General features: G+C 58.8%; 12 protein-coding genes and 6 pseudogenes. 6 read left to right on the top strand and 12 right to left on the bottom strand.

Features of this window, described 5'->3' with window-relative positions:
- Positions 1–110 precede the first annotated feature (110 nt).
- Together ASD36_RS10440 and ASD36_RS10435 are read left to right on the top strand one after the other, a co-directional pair.
- The gene (locus ASD36_RS10440) at positions 111–554 is read left to right on the top strand and encodes a DoxX family protein (RefSeq protein ID WP_060510058.1); all 444 of its coding nucleotides are present in this window, start codon (positions 111–113) and stop codon (positions 552–554) included.
- Positions 551–2,158 carry an MFS transporter gene (locus tag ASD36_RS10435; protein WP_060510056.1) on the top strand — a complete coding sequence of 536 codons (1,608 nt, stop codon included), beginning with the start codon at positions 551–553 and terminating at the stop codon, positions 2,156–2,158. The genes ASD36_RS10440 and ASD36_RS10435 overlap by 4 nt, the downstream gene beginning before the upstream one ends.
- Before the next feature lie 15 nt (positions 2,159–2,173).
- On the opposite strand, the gene ASD36_RS10430 is transcribed toward ASD36_RS10435, so the two are convergent.
- From ASD36_RS10430 to istA, 4 genes and pseudogenes are all read right to left on the bottom strand, one after another.
- Positions 2,174–3,154, bottom strand: coding sequence for an LLM class oxidoreductase (locus tag ASD36_RS10430; protein WP_060510054.1), 981 nt, complete (start codon positions 3,152–3,154; stop codon positions 2,174–2,176).
- A 68-nt stretch (positions 3,155–3,222) separates the two neighbouring features.
- Positions 3,223–3,537: pseudogene (locus tag ASD36_RS10425) on the bottom strand (zinc-binding dehydrogenase); the annotation flags it as partial.
- Between the two features lie 139 nt (positions 3,538–3,676).
- Positions 3,677–4,411 carry an IS21-like element helper ATPase IstB gene (gene istB / locus ASD36_RS10420; RefSeq protein ID WP_060510052.1) on the bottom strand — a complete coding sequence of 245 codons (735 nt, stop codon included), beginning with the start codon at positions 4,409–4,411 and terminating at the stop codon, positions 3,677–3,679.
- Positions 4,344–5,910, bottom strand: a pseudogene (gene istA / locus ASD36_RS10415) (IS21 family transposase). Before istA ends, istB begins: the two are co-directional and overlap by 68 nt.
- A gap of 109 nt (positions 5,911–6,019) precedes the next feature.
- Here istA and ASD36_RS10410 point away from each other — a divergent pair.
- Positions 6,020–6,503: pseudogene (locus ASD36_RS10410) on the top strand (ATP-binding protein); the annotation flags it as partial.
- 133 nt (positions 6,504–6,636) lie between these two features.
- Here the strand turns inward: ASD36_RS10410 and ASD36_RS10405 are convergent.
- Positions 6,637–7,311 (bottom strand): TetR/AcrR family transcriptional regulator, encoded by a 675-nt coding sequence (locus ASD36_RS10405; protein ID WP_200954891.1) that lies wholly within the window; start codon positions 7,309–7,311, stop codon positions 6,637–6,639.
- A gap of 175 nt (positions 7,312–7,486) precedes the next feature.
- Here ASD36_RS10405 and ASD36_RS10400 point away from each other — a divergent pair, with 175 nt between their 5' ends.
- Entirely contained in the window at positions 7,487–8,500 is a 1,014-nt protein-coding gene (locus ASD36_RS10400; protein ID WP_060510048.1) for an alpha/beta hydrolase, read from the top strand.
- A 58-nt stretch (positions 8,501–8,558) separates the two neighbouring features.
- The gene (locus ASD36_RS10395) at positions 8,559–9,566 is read left to right on the top strand and encodes an ankyrin repeat domain-containing protein (RefSeq protein WP_060510046.1); all 1,008 of its coding nucleotides are present in this window, start codon (positions 8,559–8,561) and stop codon (positions 9,564–9,566) included.
- Between the two features lie 330 nt (positions 9,567–9,896).
- Here the strand turns inward: ASD36_RS10395 and ASD36_RS10390 are convergent, their stop codons facing one another.
- Positions 9,897–10,838 (bottom strand): alpha/beta fold hydrolase, encoded by a 942-nt coding sequence (locus tag ASD36_RS10390; RefSeq protein ID WP_112834727.1) that lies wholly within the window; start codon positions 10,836–10,838, stop codon positions 9,897–9,899.
- 424 nt (positions 10,839–11,262) lie between these two features.
- On the opposite strand from ASD36_RS10390, the pseudogene ASD36_RS29870 reads away from it, so the two are divergent.
- Positions 11,263–11,525 (top strand): annotated as a pseudogene (locus ASD36_RS29870) (transposase); the annotation flags it as partial.
- Between the two features lie 164 nt (positions 11,526–11,689).
- Here the strand turns inward: ASD36_RS29870 and ASD36_RS31760 are convergent.
- From ASD36_RS31760 to ASD36_RS10365, 6 genes and pseudogenes are all read right to left on the bottom strand, one after another.
- Positions 11,690–11,770 (bottom strand): annotated as a pseudogene (locus ASD36_RS31760) (hypothetical protein); the annotation flags it as partial.
- A gap of 95 nt (positions 11,771–11,865) precedes the next feature.
- A pseudogene (locus tag ASD36_RS29860) lies at positions 11,866–12,309 on the bottom strand (ATP-binding protein); the annotation flags it as partial.
- A 163-nt stretch (positions 12,310–12,472) separates the two neighbouring features.
- Positions 12,473–14,245 carry a PAS domain-containing methyl-accepting chemotaxis protein gene (locus tag ASD36_RS10380; RefSeq protein ID WP_060510042.1) on the bottom strand — a complete coding sequence of 591 codons (1,773 nt, stop codon included), beginning with the start codon at positions 14,243–14,245 and terminating at the stop codon, positions 12,473–12,475.
- A 357-nt stretch (positions 14,246–14,602) separates the two neighbouring features.
- Complete coding sequence (locus ASD36_RS10375; RefSeq protein ID WP_060510040.1) at positions 14,603–16,435, bottom strand: EAL domain-containing protein; 1,833 nt, start codon at positions 16,433–16,435, stop codon at positions 14,603–14,605.
- Positions 16,436–16,801 carry a GAF domain-containing protein gene (locus ASD36_RS29855; RefSeq protein WP_082562727.1) on the bottom strand — a complete coding sequence of 122 codons (366 nt, stop codon included), beginning with the start codon at positions 16,799–16,801 and terminating at the stop codon, positions 16,436–16,438.
- A gap of 136 nt (positions 16,802–16,937) precedes the next feature.
- Entirely contained in the window at positions 16,938–19,352 is a 2,415-nt protein-coding gene (locus ASD36_RS10365; RefSeq protein WP_112834728.1) for a DUF2309 domain-containing protein, read from the bottom strand.
- Position 19,353 lies beyond the last annotated feature (1 nt).

Below are 19,353 nucleotides of genomic sequence, written 5' to 3'. Positions count from 1 at the left end.
ACTGTTCGCCCAAGCGATGCCGTCAAAATACCTGCAAATTTAAGCACGGCGGTGAACAGCCCGTATCGCTTCATCACACACGGCCGTCCAGCGACAATTAAGGAGCAGATATGATTTGCCAATCCGACACGTACTTCCCTGCCCGCACCACACTGGCCCGTATCATCGGTTCGCCTATCACAAGGACAGTCACGCTGCTCGCTCTCTGCGCGGCCTACATACAGGGTGCAGTCACCAAAATGCTAGATTTCAATGGCGCGCTTGCCGAGATGGAACACTTCAGTTTCCACCCCGCCGCTTTCTTTGCCGTCGCGGTGATCGTGTTCGAGCTGTCGGCGTCCGCATTGGTGATCTTAGGCTTCTTGCGATGGGCAGGCGCCCTTGCTCTGGCTGGCTTCACACTTCTCGCCACGTTCATCGCGCTTCGTTTCTGGGAAATGGGGCCCGGGATGGATCGTATGATGGCGACCAACGCTTTCTTCGAGCACCTCGGTCTCGCTGGTGCATTCCTCTTCGTTGCGGCAGTTGACCTCACGAAGGGAACAAGGAAGTGAGCGCCATGAAATCCTCAGGTGGCACCTTTGCCCCACTCGCACAGCCCGTCTTTGCGGTCATCTGGATTGCAACCGTCGTCGGCAATACGGGAAGCTTCATGCGCGACGTTGCCAGCTCTTGGTTGATGACGGATCTGTCCGCATCGCCAGCAGCTGTCGCCATGGTTCAAGCGGCCGGCACGCTCCCGATCTTCCTTCTTGCGATCCCTGCAGGTGTGCTGACCGACATCCTGGATCGCCGAAGGTTCCTGATTGCGGTTCAACTCCTGCTTGCGTCGGTGAGCATCTCGCTGATGGTTCTGTCCCAGATGGGCATGCTTTCCGTCAGTGCGCTGATCGGCCTGACCTTCCTCGGCGGCATTGGTGCCGCGCTGATGGGGCCGACCTGGCAGGCGATCGTGCCGGAACTGGTAAAGCGCGAGGACGTCAAAAGCGCCGTCGCACTCAACTCGCTCGGCATCAATATCGCCCGCTCGATTGGGCCTGCTGCTGGTGGCCTGCTTCTCGCGGCCTTCGGAGCTGGGATCACCTACGGTGTCGACGTTGCAAGCTATGTTTTAGTCATCGCTGCGCTGGTTTGGTGGCCGCGGGCCAAGGATAACAACGATGCACTCCAAGAAAACTTCTTCGGTGCGTTCCGCGCCGGGCTTCGCTACACCCGTTCAAGCAGGCAGCTGCATGTCGTTCTTCTGCGAGCCGCGATCTTCTTCGCTTTTGCCAGTGCAGTCTGGGCTCTCCTTCCGCTCGTTGCACGTCAACTGCTGGGTGGCGATGCCAGCTTCTACGGTATTCTGCTTGGTGCCGTCGGCGCCGGCGCGATCGGCGGAGCCTTGCTCATGCCGAAGCTTCGGGAACGCCTGAGTTCAGATGGCCTGCTTCTTAGCGCGGCGCTGACTACGGCAGTGGTGATGGGGATCCTGTCACTCGCACCACCGAAGATCGTCGCCATCATCGCTCTGCTATTCCTCGGTGGTGCCTGGATCACTGCGCTCACCACGCTCAATGGCGCAGCCCAGTCAGTGCTGCCCAACTGGGTTCGCGGTCGTGGTCTCGCCGTCTATTTGACGGTCTTCAACGGTGCGATGACGGCAGGCAGCCTTGGATGGGGTGCCGTGGGCGAAGCTGTTGGCATCCAGTCTACCTTGCTTATCGGAGGTACCGGGATGTTCTTTGCAGGTGTGATCATGCACCGCGTCAAGCTTCCAGAGGGCGACGCCGACATGGTGCCATCTAACCATTGGCCCGAGCCGCTTGTTGCCAAACCCGTTGTCAATGATCGTGGTCCGGTGCTCATCCTCATCGAGTATAGGGTCGAGAAGCAGCACCGCAACGCATTCCTGCATGCAATTGACGACCTGTCTCACGAACGCCGTCGCGATGGTGCCTATGGCTGGGGCGTAACCGAAGACTCGGCTAACCCCGAAAAGATCATCGAATGGTTCATGGTCGAATCTTGGGCCGAACATATGCGGCAGCACAAGCGAGTTTCGAATGCTGACGCAGACCTTCAAGGCAAGGTGCTCGCCTATCATGTCGGACCGGACAGGCCCGTCGTACGTCACCTTCTGACGCTTGAGCGGCGGGGCGCCGCAGAGCTTGTTTGACAGCGCCCGCGCAGCTCAGATCCTGAAATGCGGAATGACTTCAGTTCCGATCTCATCGAGAACATCAGCGACCGGTCTCCGACTGAACTTGAGGTTCAGCGCAACGTGGTTAACCCCATTTGATCGCAGGTCGTCCAATAGGTCGGCTAGCCCCCGTCGGCCCACCCGATATCCGAGATGGATGGGTCTGGGCGGCGTATCCGGATCTGCGGCCAGATCGACGTAGAGCGATTGGGCGATCGGCTTGAACCCTGCTCTGAGGCGGTCGAGAGTTTCGCGCCAATGCGAGGCGACCTGGGCCTGTTGAAGTACGTCGCGCGGGTAAGTGAGCCAGCCATCGCTGCGCTGCGCGATCCAGTCCAGCGATTGCTGGCTTTGCCCGGTAACGAGGGTGGGCAGCCGGGGCAAAAGAGGTTTCGGCACGAGATCGCCGCCGCCCGCGAGCCGCCCATAGTGCGCCGACGCGTGGACAGGAAAACGCTTTTTAAACAACGCCTCCACGTAGTCGAACGCTTCGCGGAAGAGTTCGCCACGCATGTTCGCATCGCGGCCATAGGCCGGGTACTCGACCGGTCGGTCGCCCGAAGCAACGCCGAACACGAAACGTCCGCCGGATAATCGATCGAGCGACGCGGCCGCCTTTGCAACATCAATCGGATGATGAAGCGGCAGGATGACGGCGCCTGTGGCGAGGGCGATGTTGGACGTGTGCGCCGCTATCGTGGCGAGCCAAACGAAAGGGTCGTAGATCTGGCCCAGATCGCCGAAGCTCGGGTCGTTCAGCGGCACGTCCCGCGCCCAGAGCGCGGCAAATCCGAGACGCTCGGCTTGCTGGGCAAGCTCGATCTGGTTGTGCATAGCCGGCTCGGGTCCATCGAAAGACTCGATCGGAAAATAGACGCCGACCGTCAACTGCTCGGGCGCGAACATTGACGCGTAGCCGCGGCCGAAAAGGTTTGGACCGGCATTCTCGGCCGGGGATGGGGCGATAATCATCGTTCTTTCCTTTTGAGGCGGCCGGCCGGGGCGGGCCCCGACCGTCCGCAAGACGTTCCAGATGGCAGTTAGGCGCCCGCCTCGCCCGACACGTCGATCACGACCTTGCCGCGCAATCCGCGCGCGGAGCCGTTTTCCAAAAGCTCGTGGGCCTCACCCATGCGGGCAAGCGGCAGCGTGGCGCCGATGACAGGCTTGACCAGTCCGCGCTCAACCAAGTCCGTGAGCGCATCGAGCTTGCCGCGGTTCTGGCGGGTGAAAACGAAATGATAGGCTGCGTTCTTTCCCCAGGCCTCTATGAGGTTCTGCGGCTGCGCGATATCGACGAGGCTGACCACACGTCCGGCATCGGCCAGCGCAAGCGGGCTTCGCGTGAGCGTATCACTGTCAATCGGCTCGGAATGTTGACCCCTTATCGGCGTCCAATCTTCACCCCCCTGTAGCCGATCAGCGCTTGGCCTGCCCGGCGCTGGCCGGGGTTGCAGAGGGTAGGCCAAGGGCGGGTGACGGGTATCTTCGGCTTTAGCTTTGAGAGCGGTTCTTGAAGCGCCAGGATTCGTTTCCGGTCTCGACGATCTCGCAATGATGGGTCAGGCGGTCGAGAAGTGCCGTCGTCATCTTGGCATCGCCGAATACCGACGGCCATTCACCGAATGCTAGGTTCGTCGTGACGATGATCGAGGTGCGCTCGTAAAGCCTGCTGATCAGGTGGAATAGGAGCTGACCTCCGGCTTGGGCGAAGGGCAGATAGCCGAGTTCATCGAGGATGATGAAGTCAAGGCGATTGAGATAGTCCGCTGTTCGTCCCTGCTTTCCGCTGCGCGTTTCCGTTTCCAGGCGGTTGACCAGATCGACGACATTGAAGAAACGACCACGCGTTCCGTTGCGGATCAAGGCACGGGCAATCGCAATGGCCAGGTGGCTCTTTCCTGTTCCCGTGCCCCCGACGAGAACGATGTTACGTTGGTCGGCGACGAAGGTGCCGGCGGCCAGCTCCCGCACCAAGGGTTCATTCACAGGGGTATCGGCGAAGTCGAAGTCGTCGATATCTTTGGCAAGTGGCAGCTTGGCTATGCTGAGCTGGTAGCGAATGGAGCGTGCTTGCTTCTCGGCGATCTCCGACTGCAGCAGGTCACCGACAATGCGCGGCGGCTCATATTGCCGTTTGATGCCATTGCCCATGACCTCATCATAAGCGCTGCGCATTCCGTAGAGCTTCAACGTGCTCATCAGTTCGAGAACCTGTGTGCGTTCCATCAGCTTGCCCTCCTGAGCCTGTCATAGCGGGCGCAGTCGGCGACCGGCTCATGGGTCAATCGAAGCGCATCGGGGGTTTGAAGAGTTGCCGTTGGAGCCGGATCACGACTGCGGGCCAGAATGTTGATGATCACCGAAGCAGAGCAGACGCCATGATCCAGCGCCTCTTGGCAGGCAGCATCGACAGCCACCAGACCATCGGTCGGAACGCATGCAAGGATGGTGACCATTTGCCGATCACCGTCATGGACGCCCTTCAATCGCTTGCGGACTTTCTCCATCGCCGCTGGCAACGCCCAGTCCCTGAACGGTGCACCGTTACGCAAAGCTCCGGGTTTGCGCGCCAGAACAGGCACATAATGCCAAGGATTGTAGGTTGTCTCGCCCCGGCCAAAGCAACGCTGATGGTCTCCGACATTGACCCCGTCTTGCCGGATAACGATCCGGTCGGCATAGGCATGAACCTCGACAGGCCGGCCGACGGCAGTCGAGAGAACTGAGTATTTGTTGTTGTCGAAACGGACCGTGCAGGTCTTCGACACCGAGGCCGGGACGCTGTGGAAGCCGTCGAACGGCCCGACGTAATGCACGAGGCTGCCGCGTTCCTCCTCGAACACCTGCCAGATCATTCGTTCGGTCTGCTCGGGATGGCGGTGCGCCTTGGCATAGGCGATGCATTTGTCGAGCAGCCAGACATTCAGCTCCTCCAGGCTTTTGACCCGCAGGCGTGGTGTGAAGAAGCGCTCTCGAACCAGGCCGACCTGGTTCTCGACTTGTCCCTTCTCCCATCCGGATGCAGGCGTGCAGGCGACCGGCTGGACGAGATAGTGGCTGCACATCTGCAGGAAACGGCGGTTATATTGCCGCTCCTTGCCGACAAACACAGTCTCGACCGCGGTCTTCATGTTGTCGTAGATGCCGCGCGTGCAGGTGCCTCGGAAAAAATCGAAGGCCTTGTCGTGCGCATCGAACACCATCTCCTGGCTCTCACGCATATAGGCTCGTGCAAACATCATCCGGCTGTGGCAGAGCCGGACATGCGCGACCTTCACAGTTGTCGTCACCCCGTTGATCAGAATGATCTCGTGACTCCAGTCGAACTGGTAGGCCTCGCCTGGCGCGTAATAGAGCGGAACATAGGCCTCGGCTGTGACAGCTCCCCGGCTCCTCGACCAGCCTTTTGCATAGCGCCGGATCGCATCGTAGCTGCCGTCATAACCAAGACCCCGAAGCTCCTCGTAAATCCGGATCAGCGTCAGTTGCTCCCGAGAAGGCTTGCCCTCGTTGGCGGCCAGAAAGCGTTCGATCTCAGCCTTCCACATGCCGGTTTTTGGTAATGGTTGCCGTTCTCGCTCATAAGAGAAATCGGTCTCATTGGACCGCAATATCTTGCGGACCGTGTTGCGCGACACATGCAGTTCCCGGACGATCTTCTTCACCGACCAGCCCTGCACATGGAAGGCTCGACGAACACGCGCAATCGTATCCACTCGCTTCAACTCCCCCTCCATCCGTCGTCAAAAAACGGATGGTCAGACGAAACATGAAGGGGGTCAAAATTGGACGCCGATCACCCCGCCAGAGGGGTCAATATTCCACGCCGAAACACAGGCGCTGTTCATGAAGCGGATCGGCGGCGACTGGATTGATGCTCACGATAACCTTGCGATCTGCGGGCCGTCCGGCGTCGGCAAAAGCTGGCTGGCCTGTGCACTCGGGCCCAAGGCCTGCCGCGATGACCGCTCTGTCCTCTATCAGCGCGTCCCACGCCTGTTCGCCAATCTTGCTCTTGCTCACGGCGACGGCCGCTATTCCAGGCTTCATCGCACCCTCGGTCACGTCCAGCTCTTGATCCTGGATGATTGGGGCCTGGAGCCGCTCAACGAGCAGGCCCGCCATGATCTGCTGGAAATTCTCGAAGATAGTTACGGACGCCGCTCGACCATCATCACAAGTCAACTTCCGGTATCGGCCTGAGGTCATCGACAATCCAACCTACGCTGATGCCATCCTCGATCGCCTCGTTCACAACGTACACCGTATCGACCTGTCCGGGGAAAGCTTGCGGCGAAATCAAGCCCGGAAATCTTGACTCCTGACGATCAACAACTGACAACAATCAAGACCAGCAGGACCCCAGCCTCAAGGGGGCGAGATCATCCCGGAATCCAGGGGCGCAATCATCTCGGAACAAAGGGGCGGCTTCATCGGCATCGGCATCGGCATCATCCACCCCACGAAAGATCGTCATTTCGAGCGACGGAAGAGGTTTTCTCGGGCAATCTTGAGTTGGCATGAGGTCCAAGGACGACCTCTATCAACTGCGCGAATGTTTCGATCGCTTCAACCCTGCTACAGCGGCGGCGGACTAAGAGAGCCGAGAGCGCTTCGCCCGCTCCGACCAGACCGACGCAGCATCTCTCAAACTCGGCATGCGATGCCGAGGTATGGGGACCGAGCACGGACACGAACATCCTGACACAATTATCCAGCAATTCCTGAAAGACGGCGGCCTTGTCGCCGCTTCCCGTCAGGGCCGCGCCGACTGCCTGAAACTCGCCATCTGTTTCGGCGGCGCAGTCGATATAGGTGGTGGCGAGGACGCGGACGGTTTCATCCAGACTACGCTTGTCGCGCGCCATGGCGTCCCGAAACGTATCGACACGTTCGACATCGATATGCCGGTATAGTTCGATCAGCAATTCAGAACGCGTTTCAAAATGGTCATAGACGACCGGCTTAGAGATGCTGGCGCGATCGGCGAGATGCCCCAGCGTCAGCCGATCAACGCCCTCCTCGCGCACGACGAGACGGGCGGTCTCCAGCAGCTGGCGCCGACGAGCTTCTTTGCGAAGTCTTCGCTGCGGCGGCTTTGCGAGAATGGCTTTCGATGCACTCATCTAAAAACTTTCATGGAACCTAATTTTAGTAGGTTAGTTATCTCGCTGTCATATCCAACATCGTCCGGTCATTGAATTTCGTCGGAGGCCGTTACGGTCAAAAGAAGCAGAATACCGGCCATATGGGCCGGAGAGGTCATGCCCGTGGATTGCAACGGGATCCAGGAGTAAATTAATGCAACACGTAGACGATACAAGTTTTCCAGTCCGCAATGCGCAGATCAATGTTGATGGGCAGTCCTTTCACGTCATCGAGCAGGGGCAGGGCCCAGCGGTTTTGTTCTGCCACGGCTTTCCCGACACGGCGCAGACGTGGAAGAGCCAGATGCGCGCGGTGGCGAAAGCAGGCTATCGCGCCGTGGCGCTCGACATGCGCGGGTTCGGCGAAAGCTATTCGCCTGCAGAAGCGGAGCGTTACACCTCGCTGCATGTCGTCGGCGATTTCATCGGCATTCTCGATGCCCTCGACATTCCATCGGCCGTCATCGTCGGTCATGACTGGGGAGCCGACTATGCCCAGCGCGCCGCAGTCATGCGGCCCGATCGCTTTCATGCGCTGGTAAGCCTCAGCATTCCCTTTGCTCCGCGCGGCGATGAAAGCCTTTGGGACCAATTGCGTGACCGCGGCCTGGGGGAGAGATATTATTCCATGAGTTTTCTGGCTCCGGAGGCTGCAAAACGCTTCGAGCCTGCTGACGAAACCATCCCGAGCATCCTCTACTGGCTGTCGGCGAGCCCGCCTGACGGGACAGGCTGGGACCCGATCGATCCCGCCCGCGATATGCTTCGCCCTTCCCCCGTCGCCACACCCGATTGGGCCGATCCCGACTATGTCGAGCATACGATCCGTTCGTTCGAGAAGACCGGCTTCCAGACCGGATTGAACTACTACCGCGTGGTACAGACGACGTTCGATCTCACAGCCGCTTTCAGGAATGTCGTGGTCCGGCAACCGTCGCTTTACATTTGGGGAGCCGAGGACGGGTTGTGCAATTTCTTTCATCCGGAACCACCGACCCGTGAATCGCTTCTGGGCACACAGCCGGGACTGGTCGATGTCATCCGGATCAAAAACGCCGGACATTGGCTGCAGCACGAGGCAGCCGATCGCGTCAATGCCGAACTGATCAGGTTTCTGGCTGTGATCGCGTCGCGCTTTGGCGAAGACATGATCGCGCACAACCCCTGACGGCCTCCCTCTCGCTTCATGTCTCCACCCCTTTTCTGCCTCTCCATGGAGGGAACACATGCACCTCGAAGCTTCGATCAGGTCGGGTGACTTGGCCACCGTTACTCATCTGCTACGATCGGGTGAGGACCCGAACCACAGCGGTCCCGATGGTATGACGCCGCTGATGATTGCGTCAGGGCTCGGCCAGTCCCAGATGGTCGATATCCTTCTGACCGCTGGAGCAGACGTTCTTGCGATCGAGCCCCGCATGGGCGCGACTGCTCTCCACAAGGCGGCCCAGTCCGGCAATACCGACGTCATCGGGCTGCTGCTCGATCACGGCGCCTTTATCGATCAGCAATCTCCCGTGCTTGGTCATACGCCATTGATGGACGCCGTCCTCCACAAGCACACAGAGGCGGTTCGCTACCTGCTGGATCGCGGCACAAGAACGACGATCCGCAATCACTGGCAGCAGACGGCTATCGAACTGGCGCAATCGGACGGGCTTGAGGCGATCGCCGAATTGATCGAGGCCCGGGACAGGAAAGATGCCGAACGTATCAAAAAGAAGACGCTGATGGCGGCGGTGAACGCGGGCGATATCGGAGAAGTTCGACGGCTCCTTTCATCCGGCGAGCCCGTTGATCAGCGTTTGCCAGTGACGGGAAGCCCGGACGACGACTATACCCCGCTCGGGCTCGCGGTCCGGGAAGGGCATATTGATATTGTCAGGGCGCTTCTTGATGCGGGTGCTGATATTCGCCGTGTGATTGGTCTGATGAGGGGAACGCCGGTTCATGAGGCAGGCTTTTTCGGGCGAGCCGACATTGTCCGACTTCTGGTTGAGGACAGATCGCACGCTGGTGCGCCCGCCTTCGAGATCGATGCACAGGGGCCTTACAATGGGCTGACGGCTCTGCACGACGCAGTCTGGCACGGACATCTGGGCGCCGCTAAAGCTCTGGTCGAAGCGGGCGCCCAGCTCGATCTCAGGACCCATGCTGGCCTGACGCCGCGCGAGCTTGCCGTGCTTTACGGTTACAACGAACTGGCGCATTTCCTTGAGGAAGCCGAACAGTAGAAATGCCGCCCCAACTCGCTCGGAGCCCGTCGCGCACTGACACCCGCATGGCATGCGGGTGCTCGGGATGCCGATCTTCGAAATCGTGCAAGACCGCGAATCCATCCGGAATTTAGTTCCACTATCACCGCACTGCTTAACTTGATCGGTCGTCACGGCGACGAGAGCTGCATGCCGCCGCCGATCATCGCGCAGGCGAGCACATACCATTGTGCGTCCGCAAACTCCGTTCAACACCGCCATTCTGAGGGGCAGTCACCAATCTGCTATAATCTCGGACGCGCCGGCCTACTACGGCATCTCGATCAGCGAAAGCGTGGCAGTTCTTCCTCAGCTTGATCTCACGAAGCGAGCGATGCTATCCACAACGCCTGGCGCCAATGGCAAATCGTCAGCGCCGTAGGTCGCTAAGTTTGGGTTCCGTCCACCGGAGCCGACCTGTTTCAGGACGTGGTTGGTATCCGGGAGAATGACGAGCGTGGCGCTTGGCGCGGCCCGTGCCAATCGCTCGGCGTCGGCAACCGACACCTGAAGGTCGCGCTCACCCTGCATTATAAGGATCGGCTTGGCGATCTTCCCCACCAACACGGCGGGATCGAGCGGGAAGGTGCTAATGAGAAATTCCTGAACGGAGGGACTGAAAAGACGGGCAAGCTCTGGCGGAAAGTTTGCCACATCCACAGCCCGCCCAGCCGACAGTTCGTCGATTGCCTGATTGGCCGCCCTCATCAGTGGTGCGTTGGCGGGATTGGCATGCAACTGTTCCTTGAGCACGTCTCCGAGCGGTCGTCCCGCCGTCGCGACAAGAATCAGTCCGCAGAGGTGTTCCACCTTTGCGGCAGACGTCAGTGCTACCAAGCCGCCTTCGCTGTGCCCCAATAACCAAACACATTTGGCTCCCGTCTGAGTACGGATCAAATCGACCCAGGCGCCGATGTCGCGGACATAATCATCGATCGTTACCGCATTTGCGTCGATCACGGCACCCTGGCTTCCGAACATCCCGCGCTTGTCGATTCGGAGGCTGCCGATTCCTTGTACAGCCAGTCCTTCGGCCAGCAGCCTATACGGCGCAGCACGCACGCCCAGGGGACTGTTGCCGTCCCTATCAGTAGGACCGGAACCGGGTATCATCAGGATGATTGGCGCATCCTTTGCCGGCAGATTCATTGTTCCTCGTAGCGGCCCGTTTGGACCCGGAGCTTCGATGTCGCCGTTCGCTTGCGTTGGGATGCCAAGGCCAAGCATTGTCGCTAGTACAGCAGAAATCATCTCATATCTCCATGCAGCTAGAGGTTTAGTCTGAGTGTTGGCAATAGGGGCTGGCATGGTGCTTCTAACAGGGAAAAGCGTCGCCAGCAATTTAGCCGGCTTGTCGTCAACCCGGCGAACTCGAGTGTCTTCCCGCGGATGGAATGCGTCGGCGCGTCGAATAGTTCATTCCTGCTTCCAAATTTGAGTTATGTCGTGGTTAGAGAAAATGTCACTGCCGGGCAAGAATGATACAGCTCGATACAGAAATGCGGCAATCGAACGCCCGGTAGGCCGCGACAGGCCTTTCGGTTTCGGCTTTGGTCACGCGATTGTTCCTCGGGCCGTGCCGTGAAAATTTAGGTCGTAAGCACATCGATCATGACCTTGCCCCGTTGAAATAATCCATTTGAAGTAAGCTCTGGCCCATTGAGAGGACCAGAGAATGAAGCGCAACCGTTTCACAGACGAACAGACATCGGCATTCTGAAGGAGCAGGAGACTTGCACGCCGGTCTCGGAGCTTTGCCGCAAGCATGGCGTAAGCGATGCTAGCATCTATAAACGGAAGCCCAAATTGGGCGGTATGGAGATATCCGAAGCCAAGCGGCTGAAGACGCTGGAGGACGAGAACACGAAGCTGAAGCGGCTTCTGGCAGATGCCATGCTCGACAATGCCGCTTTGAAAGACCTTTCGGGAAAGAATGTACGCATCGCTGCCGAAAGGTCGTTTGATTGGTCTTCAAGCACCTGTGGCAGGTCGAGCTTGAACAGACCTGCACCCTGAAGTAGCGCGATCCCGTATTCGAGGCAGAAGGCTCGCATCTGATTGATCAGGCGGGTTCTGGTTCCGATCATCTGGTCTCGCACCCTGTGCAAAGCCTGAAGATCGGCTTGTTCCTCGCTCTTGAGTGCTGCGAACCGCATCGTTGGCCGCGTGGCTGCCTCAGCGATCGCCTCCGTATCGATGATGTCGCTCTTGTTCGATTTTGCGTAGGGCTGTCAATGCCGCATGCAATTTCCCCAGAAGCCGAAGTAAAATTTCCCACTCATGCCGACGTAGATGCAAGGGAGAATTGAGGATTTTTCGGCGGCCGCCTGCGCGGCTTTTGAGGTGGAGCGAATGCCGGCGGAGCATTGAGGGCTTTGGAGCGAACATGCTCCGGCATCAGTTCGGCATGCTGGCGCAATCGGTAACTCGATCCCTCGATTTGCACGACGACGGCGTGATGAAGCCGTCTTTCGAGAAGAGCGGTGGCGACAACTGGATCGCCGAAGACATCGCCCCATTCAGCGAAGCTGCGGTTTGATGTCAGGATCATCGCACCTCGCTCATATCGGGCGTTCGCGAGTTGGAAGAACAGATTGCCGCCACGCTGGACGACGGGCAGGTAGCCGATCTCATCGACGATCAGCAGGGTTGGCCTGCAGAAGAAGCGAATGCGCTCCTGAAGCCGACCCTCCCGTTCGGAACGGGCCAGCGAACCGATGAGGCCTTAGCGAAGCTGGTATACACGCCATGCTAGCGGTCAGGAATAGATGATCAGTGAACGAAACCGACCCGGTGGCGGATATGACGCTTTCCAGGATCGGCGAACACTTTTGGCATAGGTGCAGTCTAGCGGTCAGACTATGGCCGCGCCGGCCATCGCCACCTCAGAATTCCTGCCAATCTGCGACTGCTGCGGAAGCCTGGACGCTGCGCACCAGCGTTGGGCGGCTGGTGGACCGTATTGGCGAAGACGATGAAGTGTTTTGTGACTGCGGCTTTGATGGAGCTTGGCGGCTTTTACCGACATTGAAGAATGCGACCAGCTCTTTCAAGGCTGCTGCCTGGTTGGCAAGATCTGTACTCGCGGCGGTGCTCTCCTCTGCGATCGCTGCATTCTGCTGCGTTGCCTGATCCATCGAGTTCACGGCTACGTTGATCTCCTTCAGCCCGACCGCCTGCTCGCGGGCGGCTTCGACGATGGCAACGACGTTAGTATCAATATCGATTACCTGCCCAACGATCTGTTCCAGCGATCTTCCCGTCTGGCCAACGAGATCGACACCGTTCTTCACGAGATCGGTGGAACTCTTGATAAGGGTTTTGATTTCCTTTGCGGCCTTTGCCGAGCGCTGCGCCAGTTCCCGGACTTCTTGAGCAACGACAGCAAACCCTTTTCCGGCATCACCCGCGCGAGCGGCTTCAACCCCTGCATTGAGAGCAAGGAGGTTGGTCTGGAACGCAATCTCGTCAATCACACCAATGATGCTGGTGATCTCACCCGAAGACCTTTGTATCTCATCCATAGCTGCGACGGCCTTGCGGACGACGTCGCCCGATTGTTCCGCACCTTCTTTGGTGCGTGCGACGAGAGATCCAGCCTCCTGTGCGCGGCCGCTTGAGTCGTTGACTGTCGTCGTAATCTCTTCCAGCGCCGCTGCGGTCTGTTCCAAAGACGCCGCCTGCTGTTCGGTGCGCTTGGAAAAGCTGTCCGAGTTGTTGCTGATCTCACGCGTGCCATCAGCCATGGCTGTAATGTTGCCGTTGATCTGCTCCATAGTGACACGCAAATGGGAAACGGTTGTGTTGAAGTTTTCGCGGAGATCTTCCATCGACGGTACGAAAGGGCGGTCTAGCGATTGCGTCAGGTCGCCCTGTGACAGCGCCCTCATTCCCAAGTTGACGTCGTTGATCGCACCCATGCGCTCGGTGACATCCGTGGCGAATTTGACGACTTTGACGACGTTTCCAGCCGAGTCGACGATCGGGTTATATGCGGCCTGGATCCAAACCTCGCGGCCACCCTTGGCTATGCGCACGAACTCGTTGGCAACAAACCGTCCAGCCGCCAGATCTTTCCAGAACGAGCCGTATTCAGGGGTCGAAACGTAGTCCCTGCGGCAGAAGATGCTGTGATGCTTTCCAATGATCTCGGAAAGGTCATACCCAAGCACGCTGCAGAAATTCGGATTAGCAGTGATGATCTCCCCTGATGGCGTGAACTCGATCATCGCCTGAGAGCGGGATACGGCATCCAACTTGCCTGCATCCTCGACGGCACGTTCTTTGGCGGAGGTCACGTCCGCGGCAAACTTGACGACTTTGTAGGGCTTGCCGTTTTTACAAACTGCATTGTAAGACGCTTGGATCCAGACCTCCCGACCGTCCTTGGCGACACGCTTGTACATACCCGCGTCGAACGCGCCGCTTTTGAGCTTCCGCCAGAATTCCTTGTAGTCGCTGGAAGCAACCGTAGATGCTTCGCAAAAAATCGAGTGGTGTTTGCCGACAATCTCGGACAACTGGTACCCCAAGGCGGTGCAGAAGTTCTTGTTGGCTGTAAGAATTCGGCCATCCAGGTCGAATTCGATGATTGCTTGCGACTTCGACAAAGCGTCGAGCACATGCCTTGCGTCAGTCAATGCACCAAGTCCAAGCATAGCCATCTCCACGGTTGAAACTGTACGATAACGTACTATAGTAACGTTAATTATTGCTTTCTTATATTAGGAGGATGGCTCTTCCGTAGATCGCTGCTTGAGATAAGGGAGCATGAGGCGCTTGAACGTTCGCACGCTCCATCCTGTGCTGACTTTAGAGTATGGGTTAGGGCAAGTTTACTGGAGCCTCGCTGCGTGGCATCTCGCGGACACAGGAGTTTGTCATCTACCAGCTCGGCAACACCGGTCGAAGACAGGCGGCGTCGCGGGTCGCGGGGAGGTCGATGCGCCTAATTCCGACGCGGTAGGGGTACGACAGCTATCCTTCAATCACCGAAATCATCGCAGCAGCAGCCATCAGATCGCCGAGCCGAGCTGCAATTGCCCCTCCTGCATATTTTCTGGCACGTTTGTTGGTTCAAGGATTTCTGCAATCCGGTCACCTGCAAGGGGCTTGCTGACAATGTAGCCCTGACCACTATCGCATTTTATCGACCGTAGAAAATCAAGCTGGCCATCGGTCTCAATGCCTTCAGCGACCACGCGCATCCCTAGATTATGACCAAGTTCGACGATGGCGTTTACGATGGCTGTATTCTGCGGCTTCTTACCCAGCCCGGCGACAAATGACTGGTCAATCTTTAAGGTGTCGATTGGGAAGTCGCGAAGATGAGTTAAAGACGCATACCCGGTGCCAAAGTCATCCAAAGATACATGTACACCGGCATCCCGCAGTTCCGTCAGGAGGCGCCCCACAAGTTTGGGATCATCCCCCCAAAAGACAGTTTCGGTGACTTCCACTTCGAAGCTGGAGCGCGGAATTGCCATGGTGTCGATTTTCTGGATCAGCGATCTGGCAAAATCTGGATCCTGAAAACTGAATTCGCAGGCGTTGAAGCTGATGGTGCCTGGATCGAGACCTGCGGCACGCCACCGGGCGACATCAGAAACAATCGCATCGACGATGTGCTTGGTGATCGTTCTTGAACCGGTAGGGTCTGCAAAGGCCGGCCAGTCCGACGGACCGCTTATCGTTCCATCCTCATTCACGATGCGGGCCAAAGCTTCGAACCCATAGATCGACAGGTCAGCAAGCCGGAATTTAGGCTGATAGTAGGGCACGATACGGTTGGCAGCAGCGGCGTTGCGCACTTTCTCAAGTGCTGTCCGGCGCGTGTCGAATATCGTTGCGATCTCCGGGCTGAAGAAACCGACACTACCGCGTCCTGAGCGTTTGATCTTGTAGAGGGCCATATCAGCGCACCGAAGCAAGTCTTCCGGCGTAGATGCATCGTCGGGATAGCGGGCTACTCCGATTGAAGCTGTGACGTGGATCGCATCGTTGCGAAACCGAATGGGCGACTTTACTTCTGTCAGCATATCTTCCGCGAGATCACGAAGGCATTCTGAAGAAATCGGTTTGTCGAGAACCACGGCAAATTCATCGCCGCCGAGCCTGGCGACAAAAGCGCCCTCACCCGCCACGAGCCGAAGCCGTTTTGCGATCGCCCCGATGACCTCGTCGCCAGCCTGATGTCCAAGCGTGTCGTTGACCTCTTTGAAGCCGTCAAGATCAATCAGGAGTAGGTACACAGCTTTGGGATGGTCCGGCCACCCGGAAAGCCCATCGTTCAAATCCATTTGAAACCAGTGCCGATTGGCAAGCCCACTCAGATGATCGACATGGGCGCTGAGCCAAAGCGCTCGTTCTGGCTCATATCGCTCTGTAATGTCCTTAAAGATTGCGATGATATGTGCCGGGGCGCCATTTTCAATTTCGACATCGCCGCTGCAGCGAATACGTCGCTTGCGGCCACGAGCAGTTATGAAATCCGCTTCGACCTCGAAGGGTTTTCCCAAATCCATTGCGTCCTTCACCGCGTTCATGACGCGTGTACGGTCAGGCTCAGGATAGAACAGAAGACCATCTTCCAAGCTGACTGTTTCGCCTTCGCCAAGCTCATGAAGGATACGGATCTGATCGGACCAGATGATCTCTTTCGTCGCGAGATCGATACGCCAGGCGCCGATCGCAGCCATTCGTTCGACCTGCATCAATAAGGTTTCGCGGCGCCTTGTCTCGCGGGACTGGCGTTCGGCCTCTGCGGTCGCTGCAAGCGATGTTACAAGAGGGCGATGCGCCAGCAACAGACCTTCGACAGCCCGCCCCAGACGCACAAGCTGCTGCATCTATTCGCTGCTTGGGACTTTAGCCTTCGTGTCGATGACACACAGGGCTCCCAGACAGAGTTCACCGTCCAGGGACAAGGGCACACCGGCGTAAAACCGGATATGCGGATCACCCGTGACCAGCGGATTATCCTGAAACCTTCCATCCTGGGGTGCATCAGGAACAACAAGAGATGCACGGCTCTTGATCGTATGATCGCAGAACGCAATGCCGCGCGATGTTCCGTCGAAATCGATACCACATTTCGCCTTGAACCACTGCCGGTCCTCAGCCATCAGGGAAACCAGCGAGGTCGGGCAATCGAAAATCGTTGCTGCCGCTTCTACGATGGCGTCGAATGCCGCCGACGCTGGCGTGCCGAGGATCTTGAGATCGTGAAGTGGTCTGGCTCAAGCATTTTGTAAATGTGCAGTAGGTTCCCAACATGGCTCTCATTTTGAACATTTCCTGAAATAGGTTGAACGGGCGACTTCCCGGAGGCATTATCTCGTTCCAAGAACGTTAGCTTGCCGCCTTCTGAACAGCGTCCGACCCCTCAACCCCACGCGCTTTCGTCCAGCCCAATCTACCGGAATAACGCCAGGCCATCTGCCCCTGCTGGTCGAGCGCAAAGAGGCTGAGCCAGCCATTGTCGAAGAGGGCCTGCACTTGGGCATGACGCTTCAGGATATCGGTGATCGCCTCCTTGGGCGCTTCGACGGCGACCGTCAGACGGAGCGGCTCATGCATGAAGGTCTCGCCGTCATGCACCGACTGCGAGGGAAGCCCGGCGCGCAGGTTGCCGCCATTGCCCTCGACGACTCCGATACCGCCAACCACATTGTGCAAGAGCTTGTTGCCCGCACCGAACAGCGACGGGGCGACCGAAGAACCGAAATACTGCAGGCTGATCCAGCTCGCGACGACCACGGGAGCCGTCAAGATGAGTTCGAGGATCTTGAAGCCCTCATCCTTCTTCCAGACATAGTCGTGCAGGAACGCCTGACCTTCCAGCGAGCGGCCGGCGGTCCGAACGCGCGGTGCAGCGATGAAGGCGCGGCAGCCGGCAAGCCCGAGCTCGGGCCGGACTTCCGACCAGTCCCGGCTGCGCGCGATAACGCTCTCTGCCGTCGCCCGAGGCAACCGCCGCGCCCGCTCGGCCCGCGTCAGACTTCCAGCCTGCGCAAGCCACTGCCTGATACGGACAATGTCCTCGGGCGCGATGTCGTTTTCCAGATCGTCTTCGAACAGCGTCACGCGATCGGTCGTCGTATCATGCAGGCCACCGAGGAAGACGGTATCGGCCGGGATATTGATCGCATTTGCGACCAGCTTTTCCCGCACGGCACGATCGTTCAGCAAATCGGCCAGCAGACGCGCATTGACGTCACCCGCATAGCCACCGCAGGCGCCGCAATGCAGCGCGCTGGCATAGGGGTTGTTGACCACATTGGCGCCGTGGCCACAGACCAGCACGAAACGGCCGAAACCCTCGGTCAGCGACATGGCCTTGAGCACCGTTTCGGCCACCACGGCCCGCGTGGCGAGATCAAGGCTCGGCGCAAAGCGCGGCTTGGCTACATCCGGCCGCCTGCCCTTTCCGAAGCCCAGCCCGTCGCGCATGAGCTTGCCGGCATAGACGGGACCCATCGCCTCGACGAAGGCAAAGGAGGAGACGGCGGCCAGCTTGAAACGACCCCAGGCCCGGGTGGCACGGGCGCTGAACCGCGCCTTCTGATCAGCATCCTCATCGTGATCCACCGCACTGCAGCTGAAGACGGAGGGCTTTAAGAGAACCGGCAGACGATGTTCGGAGACGTCGGAGGCAAAGCCCTTGTGACTGGCACCGAGACCGAAAAAGCCGGCGAAACCGAGCGTCTGGACGCCCGTATCCACGCTCTCAAGCGATCGGCGGAAGACTTCCGAGCGCACGTCGATGCAGAACGCAGCCTGCAACACCGGCCGCAGCTCGGCAATCTTGATGGTTGACGGAGCCGCAAGCGTGGCCGTGAGCTTGCGTTGCGCTGCCCGCTCGGCAGCGACCTGCAGTAATCCGTCGATGACGGTATCCAAATCCGGGTTGACCGGCTCGACATGGGCCCGCCGCACCTGATGCCACTCGCGTTCGATCGCCGCCTTGTTACGCGCATAGAGCGCCTCTTCGAAGACGAGCCGGATCGCCAGCAGTTCGAGCGCCGTCGTATCCGAACGCCCTTCGATCTCCGCCTTGAACTGGATGTGGCGCGCATACTGCGCCCAGCCGCCAACGGTCAGCAGCAATTGATGGAAATAGGTGCCGGGTTCGGCGCCAAGGCTCAGCGAAACGGCGGCCCGCTCGATCGCCCCATGCGGGGTCTCCGGCGTTTCGTCGACATGGATGCTGAAGCCCTTCAGCCCTAAGATTTCCGGCGTCAGGTCATGGGTCGCAAAGGCTCGCCAGGCAGCATAGAGCCCGTTGCGTCGGGAGGCGGCCCACAGCGCCTGGCCCTGGTCGAAAAAGCCGCCCGCAAAGGTCCCGATCCGCTCTGAAACGAGGCCTGGCCAATCCTTGCCCGTAGCTTGGACGGCAAGCTCGGCAATCGTCGGGAGTGCGGCCACCGGCTGCGGCTCTTCGCCAACGGCGGCCTTGAGGGCCGCAAGGTCAATGTGATTGCTCAGGACGCTCGACTGAAGCGCTGCAAGCAGGTCTTCATCCGTGATCTCACCCTTGGCGAGCTTGTCCGCATAATGCTTGCGCGGCAATGCTAGCCTCACACCGCCGATCCGGGCGAGCCGGGCCGCCGTCTGCTCGAGCGTCTCGGTGATCTGGCCAAGGAAAGGGTTGACGGCAACGGTCGCCGTCAGCGGCCAGGCCGGCGGGATCGCCCGTACGGCTTGATCCGCTGCCCGGGCAAGCGCTTCACCATGCAGGGTGTCCACTGTGGTCATCTCGGTCATC

The sequence above is a fragment of the Rhizobium sp. Root1334 genome, from assembly GCF_001426665.1.
Taxonomy (GTDB): domain Bacteria; phylum Pseudomonadota; class Alphaproteobacteria; order Rhizobiales; family Rhizobiaceae; genus Pararhizobium.
Note: the sequence above shows the minus strand (reverse complement) of the source record. Positions and strands in the feature narration are given on the sequence as shown.